This window comes from Roseateles sp. GW821-FHT09H10 (assembly GCF_059415865.1).
On record NZ_JBWKOB010000004.1, the window covers coordinates 193831 to 207863 of the forward strand.

Below are 14033 nucleotides of genomic sequence, written 5' to 3' on the forward strand. Positions count from 1 at the left end.
CGCCCCGCCGGGCCTACGCTTGGCCTCCGCTCATTGCCGGGCTGGAGGCCTCCATGTCCATCTCGCGAATCGCGCTGGCTTGTGCCGGCGCCCTGTTGCTGGCCGCCGCCAGCCTCGCCCAGGCCAACACCCTCGCGCCGGCCGGCGTGGCCGGCACGGTGTTCTTCAACTTCCAGCCGCCGGCGGGCATCCAGGTCAACGGCTTTGGCAGCTTCCCGCTGGTCGGGCCGGGTGGCGAGTTGCGGCTCGACGCGTCGCCGCAGCCCAGTCCGTCGCTGTACGGCGAGGTCGGTGTAGGCCCCGGCTTCACCGGCCGGGCCAGCGCGCAGCTGACCTACCAGATGCAGGTCGTGGCGCCGCAAGGTGCCGATCCGAATGCCGAGGTGGGCGTCAACGCCACCGTGGCGGGGCGGGTCACGGGCTCGTCCAACACCGTCGACCCCTTTGCCGGCTTTGCGATGAAGGCGCAATGGCTGCTGGAAGATGTCGGCCTCGGCCTGGCGCCGGTCTTCAGCGAAGGCATCCAGACCGGCACGCTGCAGGGCAGCTTCGCCCAGAGCTTCAGCCATGACGTCGCACTCATGCTCAAGCCCGGCCATGTCTACCTCGTGACGCTGACGGCCGATGCCTTCGCAGGCGCCTCGTCGGGGCCGTCGGCGAGTGCCACCGCCTATATCGACCCTGTCTTCTCCTTCGCCGCCGGCGTCGACCCGGGCTATGCCTTCGAGTTCAGCGCCGGCATCGGCAATGCGCCGATTCCGGAGCCCGCAAGCTGGGCGCTGCTGTCGCTGGGGCTGCTGGCCCTCGCGCGGCGACGGCGCAGCGGCTGACAGGCTTCAGCGCTGCACACCCCAGCGCCTGACGGTCAGGCGCTCGACGGTGTCGAAGACGAAGCGCTCCACCAGCCAGCCGATCAGCACGACGGTGGCCAGGCCGGCGAAGACGCGGTCGGTCATCAGCTCGTTGCGGCTCTGGAAGATGTACCAGCCCAGGCCGCCGCGTCCCGACGAGGCACCGAAAAAGAGTTCAGCCGCGATCAGCGTGCGCCAGGCGAAGGCCCAGCCTATGCGCAGTCCCGACAGGATGGCCGGCAGGGCCGACGGCACCAGGATCTGCAGCACATAGCGCAGTCCGCGCAGCCCGTAGTTGCGGCCGGCCATGCGCAGGGTCTCGGGCACGCCCTGGAAGCCCGACAGCGTCGACAGCGCCAGCGGCCACAGCACCGCATGCACGAGCACGAAGACCAGGCTGCCGGAGCCGAGGCCGAACCACAGCAGGGCCAGCGGCAGCAGCGCGATGGCAGGCAGCGGGTTGAACAGGGACGTCAGCGTGACGAGCACGTCGCGCCCGGGCCGGGTCGCGACGGCCAGCGCCGACAGCGTCAGCGCCAGCACCACGCCCAGCGCATAGCCCTGCAGCAGCAGCGACAGCGAGGCGGCGGTGCGCACCAGCAGTTCGCCATTGCGCAGGTCGTCCCACCAGGCCTGCGCGGCCTGCAGGAAGCCGGGCAGCAGCAGGTCGTTGCCGGCCCAGCGAGCGGCGAGCTCCCACAGCGAGGCAATGAGCACAAGGACGACGATCTGGCGGATGCCGTCGCGCTGCCACAGGCGCTGGGCGGCGCTCAGCGGCGCGACGGCGGCGAAGGCGGGCAGTGGCGGCAGTTCGCGCTCGAACTCGGGGCGGTGGACGTAGCTCATGCTTCGAACAGCAGGCGATGGATGCGCTGCTGTTGTGCCTGGAAGGCGGCGCTGCCGGCGCTGGCGAAGTTGAAGGCTTCGGCGTCCAGCTCGGCGCGCACACGGCCCGGGTGGGGCGAAAGCAGCAGGACGCGGTTGCCGACGAGCAGCGCCTCCTCGATCGAGTGGGTGACGAAGAGCAGCGTGAAGCCGAGCTCGTTCCACAGCCGCAGCAGCTCTTCCTGCAGGCTGCGGCGGGTCAATGCGTCCAGCGCGGCGAAGGGCTCGTCCATCAGCAGCACGCGCGGGCGCATCACCAGCGCGCGGGCGATGGCGACACGCTGCTTCATGCCGCCGCTAAGCTGGTGCGGGAAGGCGTCGGCCGCGCGCGCCAGGCCAACGGTTTGAAGCGCCTGCGCGGCGCGTTCGCGCGCTTCAGCCTTGCCGCATTGGCGGGAGGCGAGCAGGCCGAAGGCGACGTTGTCGATGACGCGCTTCCACGGCGGCAACTGGTCGAACTCCTGGAACACGACGACGCGGTCGGGTCCGGGTTCGGTGATGGGACGGCCCTGCAGCAGGATCTCGCCAGAACGGGGCGGCAGGAAGCCGGCAACGGCCTTGAGCAGGCTGCTCTTGCCGCAGCCGGAGGCGCCGAGGAGGACGAAACGGTCGCCCTGCTGAACGTCGAAGGACACCTCGTGCGTGGCGCGGACGGTGCGGTTCTCGCTGCGATATTCCAGGCTCAGGTCGCGGACCTGCAGCAGGGGAGGAGGTGGCGCTGCGGCGAGCGCGGCGTGTTCCTGCGGGTCGGTGGCGCTCATGATTTGTCGACGCTGGTTGACGGACCGGTTTGCTTCGGTGAAGGCACGTAGCTGATCGCTGCATTGCCGGGAGTCCGTCCCGGCGGCCGGGTAACTTTGGCGAAACCTTCGGTTTTCTTCTGCGGTCCAGAAGACAACGAAGTTGCGGCGAAGCCAAAGTCACCAAAGAAGAGGCCCTGAACCGCACACCATCGCGACGCCGCCAATTCAACTGCCACCGGCCAAGTGCGCATCGTCAAAGAAGTAATCCCGCACCGACGCCGGCTTGTTCTTGATCGCGCCCACGCGGTGCATGAAATCCGCCAGCGCAAAGGTGTTCTCCGGCGTCAGCTTGAAATCCACCTCGGGGTTGCGAATGATCTTCAGCAGCAGCGCGCGGTCGACCTTGCTCTTGTTGGTGCGCAGATAGATGTCGGCCGCCTTCTCGGGATCGGCCTTGACCAGCTTCGCAGCCTCAGCCAGCGCATCCGTGAACGCCCGATAGGTCTTGGGGTTGTCCTTGCGGAACTTCTCGGTCGCGTAGAGCACCGTGGCCGAGGCAGGCCCACCCAGCACGTCATAGCTCTTCAGCACGATGTGGGCCTGCGGGTTGCCGGCCAGCACCTGGTCCTGGAAAGGCGGGTTGCCGAAATGCGCGTTGACCTCGGTGCCGCCCTTGATCAGGGCCGCCGTCGCCTCCGGATGCGGCAGCGCGACCTGCAGCTTGTCGAGCCTGTTGAACTGCGCATCGCCCCAGAGCTTGGCGGAAGCGAGCTGCAGGATGCGCGACTGCACCGACACGCCGGCCGCCGGGGTGGCGATGCGGTCCTTGTCGCCGAAGTCGGCAATCGTCCTGACGGCGGGATTGGTGCTGACGAGGTAGTAGGGGAAGTTGCCCAGCGACGCGACGCCGCGCACGTTCTGCTTGCCGTTGGTGCGGTCCCAAATCGTCAGCAGCGGCCCGACGCCGGCACCGGCGATGTCGATGCCGCCGCTCAGCAGCGCCTCGTTGACAGCCGCGCCGCCGGAGAGTTCGACGAACTCGACCTGCACCTCGGGCAGGCCTTGCGCCTTGCCGTGCTTCTGGATCAGCCCCCGGTCCTTGGCCACGTCCAGCAGCAGATAGACGATGCCGAACTGCTCGGCGATGCGAATGCGTCCTTCGGCCTGGGCGGCGAGCGGCAGGGCAGCAAAAAGTGTCGTCAGCGCCAGGCGGCGCAGGGTGTTGCGAATTTTCATGTTCAGAAAGGCTTGTCGCCCTCGATGGTGGTGCGGTGCAGGCGACGGCGCAGTTCGGGCGGGCAGCCCGCGGCCAGATGGGTGACGGAGCGGTTGTCCCAGAACACCATGTCGTGGGGCTGCCAGCGGTGGCGGTACTGCAGCTGCGGCAGGGTGCCGTAGCTGAACAGCTCGGCCAGAAGTTCGCGGCTCTCGTCCTCGGTCACACCGACGATGCGGGTCGTGAAGTGCTCGCTGACGAAAAGACCCAGCCGCCCCGTCTCGGGGTGGGTGCGCACCACCGGCTGCTCGACTGGCTTGACCTGGGCCACCTGCTGGTCGCTGAGCTTGGGGCGCCAGGGGCTGCGCTCACGCAGCTCCTCGTACTTGGCCAGGTAGGAGTGCTCGGCCTTCAGGGAGCGCACCCGCTGCTTGAGCCCTTCGGGCAAGGCATCCCAGGCCCGGTGCTGGTCGGCGAACAGCGTGTCGCCGCCAACGCTGGGCAGCTCCTGGGCCAGCAGCATGGAGCCCAGGCTGGGCGTTTCCTTGTACGACAGGTCGGAGTGCCAGAAATGGCCGGCGTCGCCCAGGCCAACCGGCTGATCGTTCTCGACGATGTTGGAGACGATGAGGATCTCCGGGTGGCCCTGCAGGTGGAACTGGTGCAGCACATGGATCTGCAGCGGGCCGAAGCGGCGGCTGAAGGCGATCTGCTGCTCGGGCGTGATGCGCTGGTCGCGGAAGACCAGCACATGGTGATCCAGATGGGCGCGGTGGATGCGGCGGAAATCCTCGTCCGCCAGCGGCTGGCTCAGGTCCAGCCCCAGCACCTCGGCGGCAAAGCTGCCCTCGATGCGGCGGATCTCGATGCGTGAAGAGGTTGGCTTTGCCACGGCAGCGGCTTCCTCGAAAACTGTGGCGCTCATGGTGGCCCTCATGCGAAAACCACACAAGGCTAGGGCCGCCACCTTCTTCGGCAAACGAAGCAAAACAAGGACGGTTATGCGCCCAACGAAAAAGGCGCAATGCACGGCTGCATTGCGCCTTGCTGGAGCGTCAGCTCGTCAGGCCCTGGCCAACCGGCGCACCACGGAGACGAGGTGGTCGACCTCGTCGCAGGTGTTGTAGAACGCGAACGACGGCCTCACTGTCGCTTCCACGCCGAAGCGGCGCAGGATGGGCTGGGCGCAGTGGTGGCCCGAGCGCACCGCGATGCCCTCCTCGGCCAGCGCCTTGCCCACGGCCGCCGTCTCATGCCCGGCCAGCACGAAGCTCAGCACGCTGGCCTTGTCGGCCGCCGTGCCGATGAGGCGCACGCCCTTGATCGGACGGATGGCTTCGGTGGCGTAGGCCAGCAGGTCATGCTCGTAGCGGGCGATGGCTGCCAGGCCGATGCGCGAGACATAGTCCAGCGCCGCACCCAGCCCGGCCGCATCGGCGATGTTGCCGGTGCCGGCCTCGAAGCGCGCCGGTGCCGGCTGGAACACCGTGCGCTCGAAGCTCACGTCGGCAATCATGTTGCCGCCGCCCTGCCAGGGCGGGATGGCGTCCAGCACCTCCTTGCGGCCGACGACCGCACCGATGCCGGTGGGGCCGAAGATCTTGTGGCCGCTGAAGATGAAGAAGTCGCAGCCGATGGCCTGCACGTCCACGGCCAGGTGGGAGACCGACTGCGCGCCGTCCACCAGCGTCGTCACGCCCTGGCGCTGCGCGAGGCCGACCAGCTCCTGCACCGGCACCACCGTGCCCAGTGCATTGCTGACCTGGGTGACGGCCAGCAACCTGGTGCGCGAATTGATGAGCTTCTGAGCCTCGCTCAGGATGACCTGGCCGGTGTCGTCCACCGGGATCACGCGCAGATGAGCACCCTTGCGCGCCGCGAGCTGCTGCCAGGGCACGATGTTGGCGTGGTGCTCCAGATGCGAGACGACGATCTCGTCACCCTCGCCCACATGCTGCTCGCCCCAGGTGTTGGCCACCAGGTTGATGGCCTCGGTGGCGCCACGCACGAAGATGACCTCGTCGGCCGAGCGCGCATTGACGAAGCTCGCCACCGTCTTGCGGGCAGCTTCGTAGGCATCCGTCGCCCGCGCGGCCAGCGTATGGGCGGCGCGGTGGATGTTGCTGTTCTCGTGCTCGTAGAAATAGCTCAGCCGGTCGATGACGGCCTGGGGCTTCTGCGTCGTGGCGGCGTTGTCGAACCAGACGAGCTGCCTGCCGTTGACGCGCTCCTTCAGGATGGGGAAGTCGCGCCGGATGGCATTGACATCGAAGGGCACGCGCTGGCCCTGCAGCTGATGCTTGTGCGGCAGTTCGCCGGCGTGATGGCCATGTGCGCCGGGGTGGCGCTGCAGGTCCAGCACATAGAGCGAAGGCTGCTGCGACACCGTCGACGGCTCGACGAAGTAGTAGCCCGAAGGCACGGCTTCGCGTTGCGGCGGCTCGATCTGCTGAGGCACGCCGAGCAGTTGGCCGCCGCTGCGGCCGTCGATGCCGGGCACGCTGGTCAGCAGCACATCGGGCACGCCGTTGCCGGCCTGCGCGTGCGGTGCGCGGGCGGGCGACGGGCGCACCAGTGCGGCGACATGGTCGGGACCGGTGGGCGCGAGGTTGAGCCCCGGCGCGGCGGCGCCGAAGCCGCCGAATTGCGTGGTGGTGGACTGGGGCAGCGGCCCGCTGGGCAGGCCAGGCGGCAAGGGGTTGGCAGGCACATTCAGGCCACCCGCGCACTGCAGCGGCTGCGCCGCAGGCAGCGAGCCGCCGTTCAAGCTGCCGAACAGCTCGTTGGCCAGCCGGCCCAGCGCGGCGACGTCGAAAGGACTCTCGGCCACGTCAGCGGTAGGTGTCAGGGTACTCATGGTACTTGCCCACTTCCACGTCTTCGAGCACCGCCAGCGCGTCGTCGCTGTGCACCGCCAGCGAGCAATACAGGCTGATCAGGTAGGAGGCGATCGCGTTGCGGTTGATGCCCATGAAGCGCACCGACAGGCCCGGCCCCTGCTCACCCGGCAGGCCCGGCTGGTAGAGACCCACGACGCCCTGGCGCTTGTCGCCCACGCGCAGCAGGATGATGCTGGTCTTGCCGTCGTTGACCGGCACCTTGTCGCTGGGAATCAGCGGGATGCCCCGCCAGGTCAGGAACTGGCTGCCGAACAGGCTGATGGTGGGCGGCGGCACGCCGCGGCGGGTGCACTCGCGGCCGAAGGCGGCGATGCCCAGCGGATGGGTCAGGAAGAAGGCCGGCTCCTTCCAGACCTTGCTCAGCAGGTCGTCCAGGTCATCGGGCGTCGGCGCGCCGGTGATGGTCGAGATGCGCTGTTCATCCGCGACATTGGCCAGCAGGCCGTAGTCGGGGTTGTTGATGAGCTCGGACTCCTGGCGCTCCTTGATCGTCTCGATGACGATGCGCAGCTGCTCCTTGATCTGGTCGTGCGGGCTGCTGTAGAGGTCGGACACGCGGGTGTGCACGTCCAGCACCGTGGCCACCGCATTCAGGAAGTATTCGCGCGGGGCGGCGTCGTAGTCGGCGAAGGTGACGGGCAGCTCGGCCTCGTCGCGCTTGGCGCAGGCGACCTTGACGGCCTCGGGGTCGGCCACCTTGTTGAGGCGGTAGATGCCGGCCTCGACCGGGATCCACTGCAGCAGATGGGTCAGCCAGCGCGGCGTGATGGTGGAGAGCTGGGGGACGGTCTTGGTCGCGTTCGCAAGCTGCCGCGCAGCGGTGTCGCTGAGCGCGAGTTGGGGCGTTTCGGCCATGGGGAATGGACTCCTGGGGGTGGGGGTAAAAAGTTCAGGCGCTCAGCGACTGGAAGGCCGAGTTCGGATCGGCCTGCGAGGCCGCCTGGGAGATCCGGCTTTCCGGCGGCAGGCTGCGGGTCAGCCAGACATTGCCGCCGATGACCGAACCGCGGCCGATGGTGATGCGGCCCAGCACGGTGGCCCCGGCGTAGATGACGACGTCGTCCTCCACGATGGGGTGGCGCGGCTGGCCCTTGTGGGCATGGCCGGCCTCGTCGGTCGGGATGCTCTTGGCGCCCAGCGTGACGTTCTGGTAGATGCGCACCCGCTGGCCCAGCACCGCCGTCTCGCCGATGACGACGCCGGTGCCGTGGTCGATGAAGCAGCCCGCGCCGATGCTGGCGCCGGGATGGATGTCGATGCCGGTCTGGGCATGGGCCAGCTCCGAGATGACCCGTGCGATCAATGGCAGCTCCAGCCGGTAGAGCTCGTGCGCCAGGCGGTGGCTGATCAGCGCATGCAGGCCCGGATAGCAGAGCAGCACCTCGTCGACGTTGCGTGCCGCGGGGTCGCCCTGGAAGGCGGCGATGACGTCGCTGTCCAGCAGCTCGCGCACGGCGGGCAGGCGGGCGGCGAAACGGGCGGCGCGCTCGGCCGCCTCGTTGAAGGGCGGCGCCTCGACGCCGCGCAGCTTGGCTTCATGGCCCAGCTCCAGCGCCGCCTGCTGGCGCAGCCGCGACAGCGCGGCGCCCAGGGTGTGGCCGACGTAATAGTCCTCGCCCTCGGGCTGCAGGTCGGGCGGGCCCAGGCGCATCGGGAACAGCGCGCCGGCCAACTGCTGCACGACGGCCGCCAGCAGCTCGCGCGACGGCAGCTCGCGGCCGCCATCGCCCCAGCGGCGGTGCTCGTCGCGCCAGCGGCGGCGAGCGCCGCGCAGGGCCGAGACGATGCCCGACAGATCGTCGATCGGGTCTGTCGCGCCCATCAATCTTGCACCCAGGGCAGGCCATGGAAGCGCCAGCCATTGAAGTGGCCGCGCTGCTGGTGGTCGTCGCTGTCGCCCTCGAAGCCTTCCTGCACATTGAAGACGGCTGTCAGTCCGGCCTTGGTGGCAGCCTCGGCGGCCAGCGCGGACCGCTTGCCGCTGCGGCACAAGAGCAGCACCGGCAGCTCGTTGCCGGACTTGGCGCCCACCTTGGCGTCCAGCTCCTTGGCAAAGCGCGGGTTGCGGTTCAGCGAGGTGCCGGTGGCCCAGGCCACATGCAGGCTGCCGGGCACATGGCCGACGAAATGGCGCTCCTCGGTGCTGCGCACATCGACGAGGACGGCTCGGCCGGCCTGGACCAGGGCCCAGGCGTCGCGCGGCGCGACGCTGCCGGCAAAGGGCAGCGCGGCGGCCTGGGCGGCCTCGCGGGCGCGGACCAGGACTTCGGGTTCATCAACGGCAACGGTGCTCATGTCGGCTCTCATGCGAAAACCGAGCAAGGCTAGGGTTCAGGGCTTTTTCAGCAAACGAAGCAAAACGCGGACGTTTATGAGCTTTGCGCGCAAGGGCCTGCAGACCAAGAAAAAGCCCTTCGACCGGCGCACCGGCCCGAAGGGCTGAATCCACCCGTGCGGGAGGAGGAGACAAACGAAGAGCCTCGACCTTAAGGCCTGAGCAGCGCCCTCAGCAGTCAACTTGGCGACTGAATGGAGGGAGGCAGCTTCACGGGCCATGAGCTGTGGTGAAACACACCCGCCGCGCCACCGGTCAAGGCGCCACCGGGTCATGCCCCAGGCTGTCCCCAATCAGGAGGAGCAAAAGCCTCATGCCTGGGAAAACCTGCGTACCGGCCGCCCCGCGATGCCCGAGTGTCGGCGCAGAGGCAATGAAGCCTCACATCAAGGGGCAATTCATGGACTCAAGCCAGATTCACTGGACCCGCGCCGCACTCCGGTGCACGGCATTGAAGGTAGCCCTGGCGCTCGCCGCCGGCCACGCCGCGGCGGACACCATCATCTACGACAGCTTCGACACACCGGCCTACGCCATCGCGAGCTATGCCGCCAAATGGGCCAATCCCTACGGCCTGGGCGAAATGGCCCTCACCGACACGCGCAATTTCTCCGGCGGCACGTTTGCCATCAAGGCACCGGTCTTCCAGACGGGCTATGACTTCAGCGTCTACGACCACCTCAAGTACATCGCCACCAGCACGCAGGCCTTCGCCGTGCCGGTGGGCGGCTCGCTGACCTTCTCTTCCACCATCACCGCCACCGCCCACAACACCCAGGCTGCGGGCCGTGTCATCAACGGCAGCTACATCCAGAGCGGCCTGCCCTATTCGGCCCTGGCCCTCGAAGGGCAGCAGGCCGGCGCCGTGATGAACATGATCGACTTCTCCACCGGCCAGCTGTTCGACTGGTTCATCTCGGGCTCGACCGCCTTCACGCTGATCGAACGCCTGCCGTCGGCCGTCACCAACCCGAGCCTGCCGGCCAGCGACCCGAACTACGTCGGCATGGACAAGATGTACACACAGATCATCAAGCAGGTCGACATCGGCCCAGGCCCGCACGAGGTGTCCATCACCTACAGCGATACCGGCAGCGTCAGCTACTTCCTCGACGGCAAGCTGGTGTCCCAGGTCGACAACGTCGGCATCCCGCTCGACCAGCAGAGTGGCGTGGCCTGGTCCGGCATCTACCCGTCCTACGGCCCGGGCGAAGCCCTCGGCGGCAAGATCCGCAACCTGACCCTAGGCCACGGCCTCTTCAGCCTGCTCGACGCCTACCCCTTCCAGCACCCCGACCGGCCGGACCTGGCCGTCTCCATCCCGGTTGCGGAGCGCCTGTTCGGCCAGGGCATGGACGCGACCTTCGACAACTTCACCGTCACCGCCGTGCCCGAGCCGGGCACCTGGGCAATGCTGGTGGCCGGCCTGATGCTGGTTCGCGCCAAGAAGTCACGACGGCTTCGCCTCATGTGACGTATGATGGTCGTCATGTCAAAAGCGACGACCAACGCCAGAGCCGCGGCCAAGGAGGCTTCCCACGAGCGCATCGTGGCGGCGGCGGCACGGGCCATACGCCGCAGCGGCTACGACGGTACGGGCGTCGCCGACATCATGAAAGAAGCCGGCCTGACGCACGGCGCCTTTTACGCCCACTTCGCCTCCCGGGAGGCGATGCTGGCGGAGGCTGCCGCGCTGGCCTGTGCCCAGTCGGCCGCCGCTGCGGCCGACGCCGTGGCCCGCACCCCACCCGACAAGACGCTGCAGACCCTGCTCGGCGCCTACCTCTCCAAGGCTCATGTCGATCAGGTGGAACTCGGATGCCCATTGGCAGCGCTGGGGTCGGAAACATCGCGCCAGGCCCCCGAGGTGCGCCGGGTGACCACCCGCCACATCAAGGCCATGGTGGACCTGATCGCGCGCCAGTCGCCTGACTGGGGCCGGCCCGCGGCTCACGAGCAGGCACTGGTGGCGCTGTCCACCATGGTCGGCGCCCTGATGCTGGCGCGTGCCGTTGACGAGCCCGCGCTGTCGGACAGCCTGCTCGATGCGGCGCTCAAGCGCCTGACCCCCACCCACCTCTGAACTGCGCCGATGGACATCGGCCTCCCGGCTCGCCCATAGGCATGACGAACATCATGCGAAATAAAACTCCAGCCTCCTTGACCCGGCGCGCTCCGCGTACGCCGGCGAGCTCCTGAACCTCACACGCGGACGAAGGAAACACCATGAAGATGAACAGCAAGGTCGCCCTCGTGACGGGCGCCTCCTCGGGCATAGGCCAGGCCACCGCCGAACGCCTCGCCAAGGCGGGCTATGCCGTCTACGGCACCAGCCGGCAGGGACGACAGGCAGGACAGCACGGCTTCGAGATGCTGGCCCTGGACGTGACGCTGGACGACTCGGTCGAGGCCGCCGTGGCCAAGGTGGTGGCGCTGCACGGCCGCATCGACCTGCTCGTCAACAACGCCGGCTTTGGCGTCGCACCGGCCGGCGCGGAGGAAAGCTCCATCCAGCAGGCACAGGCCATCTTCGACACCAACTTCTTCGGCATCGTCCGCATGACGCGGGCCGTGCTGCCGCAGATGCGGCGCCAGGCCAGCGGCCGCATCATCAACATCGGCTCCGTGCTGGGCTTCCTGCCCATGCCCTACGGCGCCCTCTACGCGGCGACCAAGCACGCGATCGAAGGCTACTCCGAGTCTCTCGACCATGAGCTGCGCACCCGCGGCATCCGGGTCTCGGTCGTCGAGCCGGCCTACACCAAGACCCCCTTCGACGCGAATTTCCTGGCACCGGACGCCACGCTCGACGCCTACCGCGAGGCACGCGCAGCCGTGACCGAGAGGGTCAGGCAAGTGATGGCGGCCGCGGACCAGCCGGGCGTCGTCGCCGACGTCGTGTTGAAGGCCGCCAGCGCAGCGCAGCCCAAACTCCGCTACACGGCCGGCAGGCTGGCAAGCCGCCTGCGAATGCTGCGCCGATTCGCACCCGCAGGCATGGTGGATGCCGGCATTCGCCGCGACCTGCGGCTCGATGCGGCCTCGCTGGCGAACCCGTCATGAAAGCATTCCTCCTCGACCGCTACGGCAAGAACCGCGAACTGCGGTCGGCAGAGACACCCGAGCCGACCCTGCGCGATGACGAAGTACTCGTCCAGGTCCATGCCGCCGGCGTGAACCTGCTGGACGCCAAGATCAGGAGCGGCGAGTTCAAGCTCATCCTGCCCTACCGACTGCCCCTGGTGCTGGGCCATGACGTGGCCGGCGTCGTCACCCAGGTCGGGCCGCGCGTGCAGGGTTTCAAACCTGGCGACGAGATCTACGCCCGGCCCGACGACTTCCGCATCGGCAGCTTTGCCGAATACGTCGCCGTCAGGGAGCCGTCCCTGGCGCTCAAGCCCAAGGCCCTCAGCATGGAAGAGGCCGCGTCGCTGCCGCTGGTGGGCCTGACCGCCTGGCAGGCCCTCATCGAGGTGGCCAAGCTGAAGAAGGGGCAGAAGGTCTTCATCCAGGCCGGCTCGGGCGGTGTCGGCAGCTTCGCCATCCAGCTGGCCAAACACGTGGGCGCCACCGTCGCCACCACGACCAGCAGCGCCAACATCGAGCTCGTCAAGCGCCTCGGTGCCGACGTCATCATCGACTACCGCAAGGACGACTTCGCGCAGGTGCTGCAGGACTACGACGTCGTGCTGCACAGCCAGGACACCGCGACGCTGCACAAGTCGCTGCGCGTGCTCAAGCCCGGTGGCACCCTCATCTCGATCTCCGGCCCACCCGATCCTGCCTTCGCGAAGGGCATCGGCTCGCCGTGGTTTGTGAAGCTCGTCGTGCGCCTGTTGAGTGCCGGCGTCAGGAGGACGGCGGCACGCCTTGGCTTGAACTACGCCTTCCTGTTCATGCGGCCCAGCGGCCAGCAGCTGCGCGAGATCACCGCGCTGGTCGACGCCGGCGCCATACGCCCGGTCGTGGATCGCGTCTTCGCGTTCGAATCGACCAACGACGCGCTGGCCTATGTCGAGAAGGGCCGGGCCAAGGGCAAGGTGGTGATCAAGGTGAGGTAGGCGGGCGGTGGCGATGCGCGCTGCCTTCGGCCTTGCGGTAATGCTCGCCCAGCACGTCGCGGCCGAAATCGCCATCGAAGTCGCGCCAGACCGAGTGGATGTGGTTGCCGCCGGAGTTGTCGAACTCGATCAGGAAGCCCGCACCCTGGATGCGGAAGTAGTGCGGCTCGCCCGGCTTGACGGAGCCGGCCCAGCCGATGCGGATGGCGTCCAGCGCCTCGGCACGCACGCGCGCCAGCCGGGCCTGCGCCAGTTCGGGCTGCAGGTGATCGGCAAAGACGGCGATCAGCTTCAGGGCCAGGGCCTGCTGGCCGGCCTCCGTGTCGGCCAGGCGCAGGCCCAGGGCGTCCAGCGGCTGGGCGCGCGCCGCGTTGCGGCTGACGATGTCGCCGAAAGTGCGGCTGCTGAAGACGGCACGGGTGCGCTGCGCTGGCGTCAGGCTGGCCAGCCATTGGCGGGCCAGGTCCTCCTCCTTGCCCAGCAGGCGAAAGCCCTGCTTGGGGTCGGTGGCCGGGTTGGCGCCGAAGAACTGCGGCAGCGTCGCCACATGGCGGTCGCCGTCCAGGCTGAAGTGCAGGGACAGATGATGGCCCTCGAGGCGCCAGCCCCAGGCCACGGCGCCGGGCTCGCCGTACAGGGCGATGGCGTAGTTCTCGGGGTCGCGCCAGTTGCCCGAGCCTTCCAGCTGGCGCAGCGCGATCTCCAGCGCCATCAGTGACCTGACCTTGTCCAGGCCGCCCTCGTTCAGCGCCGAGCGCAGCAGGGCCGTCGCCGCCTCGCGCTGGGCAGGCGACATGGCCTTCCAGGCGATGCCGGCGCGCCGGCGCGGCGTGTAATGCCAGTCGCCGCGGGCCGCCTCAGTGAAGGGCTGCAGCAGCTCGGCCCGCTGCGGCGCCGGCGTGGCCTGCACGAGCTGGCGGGCGGCCTGGGCCGGCGCCTGGGCGTGCAGCCCCTGCACGGCGAGCAGCAACGTGGCGAAGGCCGACCCGGCCAGCAGCAAACGGCGGAGCTTCATGCCCCAAACATAACGCAACCAGCCCCG

14 protein-coding genes are annotated in these 14033 nt (G+C 68.6%); 5 read left to right on the forward strand and 9 right to left on the reverse strand.

Annotated features, from left to right (window positions below):
* The first annotated feature begins 53 nt into the window (after positions 1 to 53).
* A complete protein-coding gene (locus tag AC07OY_RS19370; protein WP_495044252.1) occupies positions 54 to 830 on the forward strand; it encodes a PEP-CTERM sorting domain-containing protein in 777 nt (258 codons plus the stop codon).
* A gap of 6 nt (positions 831 to 836) precedes the next feature.
* Here AC07OY_RS19370 and AC07OY_RS19375 read toward each other — a convergent pair whose 3' ends face one another.
* From AC07OY_RS19375 to AC07OY_RS19410, 8 genes are all read right to left on the reverse strand, one after another.
* Positions 837 to 1697 carry an ABC transporter permease gene (locus AC07OY_RS19375; protein WP_495044253.1) on the reverse strand — a complete coding sequence of 287 codons (861 nt, stop codon included), beginning with the start codon at positions 1695 to 1697 and terminating at the stop codon, positions 837 to 839.
* Positions 1694 to 2497, reverse strand: a complete 804-nt coding sequence (locus tag AC07OY_RS19380; protein WP_495044254.1) for an ABC transporter ATP-binding protein — start codon at positions 2495 to 2497, stop codon at positions 1694 to 1696. The genes AC07OY_RS19375 and AC07OY_RS19380 overlap by 4 nt, the downstream gene beginning before the upstream one ends.
* Before the next feature lie 207 nt (positions 2498 to 2704).
* Entirely contained in the window at positions 2705 to 3715 is a 1011-nt protein-coding gene (locus tag AC07OY_RS19385) for an ABC transporter substrate-binding protein (protein WP_495044255.1), read from the reverse strand.
* A gap of 2 nt (positions 3716 to 3717) precedes the next feature.
* On the reverse strand, positions 3718 to 4620 hold the full coding sequence (locus AC07OY_RS19390) for a TauD/TfdA dioxygenase family protein (protein ID WP_495044256.1): 903 nt from the start codon (positions 4618 to 4620) through the stop codon (positions 3718 to 3720).
* Positions 4621 to 4758: 138 nt separating this feature from the next.
* Positions 4759 to 6552: a family 2A encapsulin nanocompartment cargo protein cysteine desulfurase gene (locus AC07OY_RS19395; protein WP_495044257.1), complete on the reverse strand. Its 1794-nt coding sequence runs from the start codon at positions 6550 to 6552 to the stop codon at positions 4759 to 4761.
* Positions 6527 to 7450, reverse strand: a complete 924-nt coding sequence (locus AC07OY_RS19400; RefSeq protein ID WP_495044258.1) for a family 2A encapsulin nanocompartment shell protein — start codon at positions 7448 to 7450, stop codon at positions 6527 to 6529. Before AC07OY_RS19400 ends, AC07OY_RS19395 begins: the two co-directional genes overlap by 26 nt.
* A 34-nt stretch (positions 7451 to 7484) precedes the next feature.
* Positions 7485 to 8417 carry a serine O-acetyltransferase EpsC gene (gene epsC, locus AC07OY_RS19405; RefSeq protein WP_495044259.1) on the reverse strand — a complete coding sequence of 311 codons (933 nt, stop codon included), beginning with the start codon at positions 8415 to 8417 and terminating at the stop codon, positions 7485 to 7487.
* Entirely contained in the window at positions 8417 to 8890 is a 474-nt protein-coding gene (locus AC07OY_RS19410; RefSeq protein WP_495044260.1) for a rhodanese-like domain-containing protein, read from the reverse strand. Before AC07OY_RS19410 ends, epsC begins: the two co-directional genes overlap by 1 nt.
* A gap of 491 nt (positions 8891 to 9381) precedes the next feature.
* Between AC07OY_RS19410 and AC07OY_RS19415 the strand changes: the two genes are divergently transcribed.
* The 4 genes from AC07OY_RS19415 to AC07OY_RS19430 all read left to right on the forward strand — a co-directional run bounded on the left by AC07OY_RS19415 (position 9382) and on the right by AC07OY_RS19430 (position 12991).
* Complete coding sequence (locus AC07OY_RS19415; RefSeq protein ID WP_495044261.1) at positions 9382 to 10404, forward strand: DUF6081 family protein; 1023 nt, start codon at positions 9382 to 9384, stop codon at positions 10402 to 10404.
* Between the two features lie 3 nt (positions 10405 to 10407).
* Entirely contained in the window at positions 10408 to 11013 is a 606-nt protein-coding gene (locus AC07OY_RS19420; protein ID WP_495044262.1) for a TetR/AcrR family transcriptional regulator, read from the forward strand.
* Positions 11014 to 11162: 149 nt separating this feature from the next.
* Positions 11163 to 11993, forward strand: coding sequence for an oxidoreductase (locus AC07OY_RS19425; RefSeq protein ID WP_495044566.1), 831 nt, complete (start codon positions 11163 to 11165; stop codon positions 11991 to 11993).
* The gene (locus AC07OY_RS19430; protein ID WP_495044263.1) at positions 11990 to 12991 is read left to right on the forward strand and encodes an NADP-dependent oxidoreductase; all 1002 of its coding nucleotides are present in this window, start codon (positions 11990 to 11992) and stop codon (positions 12989 to 12991) included. The genes AC07OY_RS19425 and AC07OY_RS19430 overlap by 4 nt, the downstream gene beginning before the upstream one ends.
* Here AC07OY_RS19430 and AC07OY_RS19435 read toward each other — a convergent pair.
* Entirely contained in the window at positions 12978 to 14006 is a 1029-nt protein-coding gene (locus AC07OY_RS19435; RefSeq protein ID WP_495044264.1) for a DUF3500 domain-containing protein, read from the reverse strand. The two genes, AC07OY_RS19430 and AC07OY_RS19435, sit on opposite strands and share 14 nt — an antisense overlap.
* Positions 14007 to 14033 lie beyond the last annotated feature (27 nt).

Bases quoted from the DNA above. Each gene is read 5' to 3' on its own strand.
- AC07OY_RS19380 (WP_495044254.1), bottom strand. From the start codon at position 2,497: ATGAGCGCCACCGACCCGCAGGAACACGCCGCGCTCGCCGCAGCGCCA.
- AC07OY_RS19390 (WP_495044256.1), bottom strand. From the start codon at position 4,620: ATGAGCGCCACAGTTTTCGAGGAAGCCGCTGCCGTGGCAAAGCCAACC.
- AC07OY_RS19420 (WP_495044262.1), top strand. From the start codon at position 10,408: ATGATGGTCGTCATGTCAAAAGCGACGACCAACGCCAGAGCCGCGGCC.
- AC07OY_RS19430 (WP_495044263.1), top strand. From the start codon at position 11,990: ATGAAAGCATTCCTCCTCGACCGCTACGGCAAGAACCGCGAACTGCGG.
- AC07OY_RS19425 (WP_495044566.1), top strand. From the start codon at position 11,163: ATGAACAGCAAGGTCGCCCTCGTGACGGGCGCCTCCTCGGGCATAGGC.
- AC07OY_RS19370 (WP_495044252.1), top strand. From the start codon at position 54: ATGTCCATCTCGCGAATCGCGCTGGCTTGTGCCGGCGCCCTGTTGCTG.
- AC07OY_RS19400 (WP_495044258.1), bottom strand. From the start codon at position 7,450: ATGGCCGAAACGCCCCAACTCGCGCTCAGCGACACCGCTGCGCGGCAG.
- AC07OY_RS19385 (WP_495044255.1), bottom strand. From the start codon at position 3,715: ATGAAAATTCGCAACACCCTGCGCCGCCTGGCGCTGACGACACTTTTT.
- AC07OY_RS19435 (WP_495044264.1), bottom strand. From the start codon at position 14,006: ATGAAGCTCCGCCGTTTGCTGCTGGCCGGGTCGGCCTTCGCCACGTTG.
- epsC (WP_495044259.1), bottom strand. From the start codon at position 8,417: ATGGGCGCGACAGACCCGATCGACGATCTGTCGGGCATCGTCTCGGCC.
- AC07OY_RS19395 (WP_495044257.1), bottom strand. From the start codon at position 6,552: ATGAGTACCCTGACACCTACCGCTGACGTGGCCGAGAGTCCTTTCGAC.
- AC07OY_RS19410 (WP_495044260.1), bottom strand. From the start codon at position 8,890: ATGAGCACCGTTGCCGTTGATGAACCCGAAGTCCTGGTCCGCGCCCGC.
- AC07OY_RS19375 (WP_495044253.1), bottom strand. From the start codon at position 1,697: ATGAGCTACGTCCACCGCCCCGAGTTCGAGCGCGAACTGCCGCCACTG.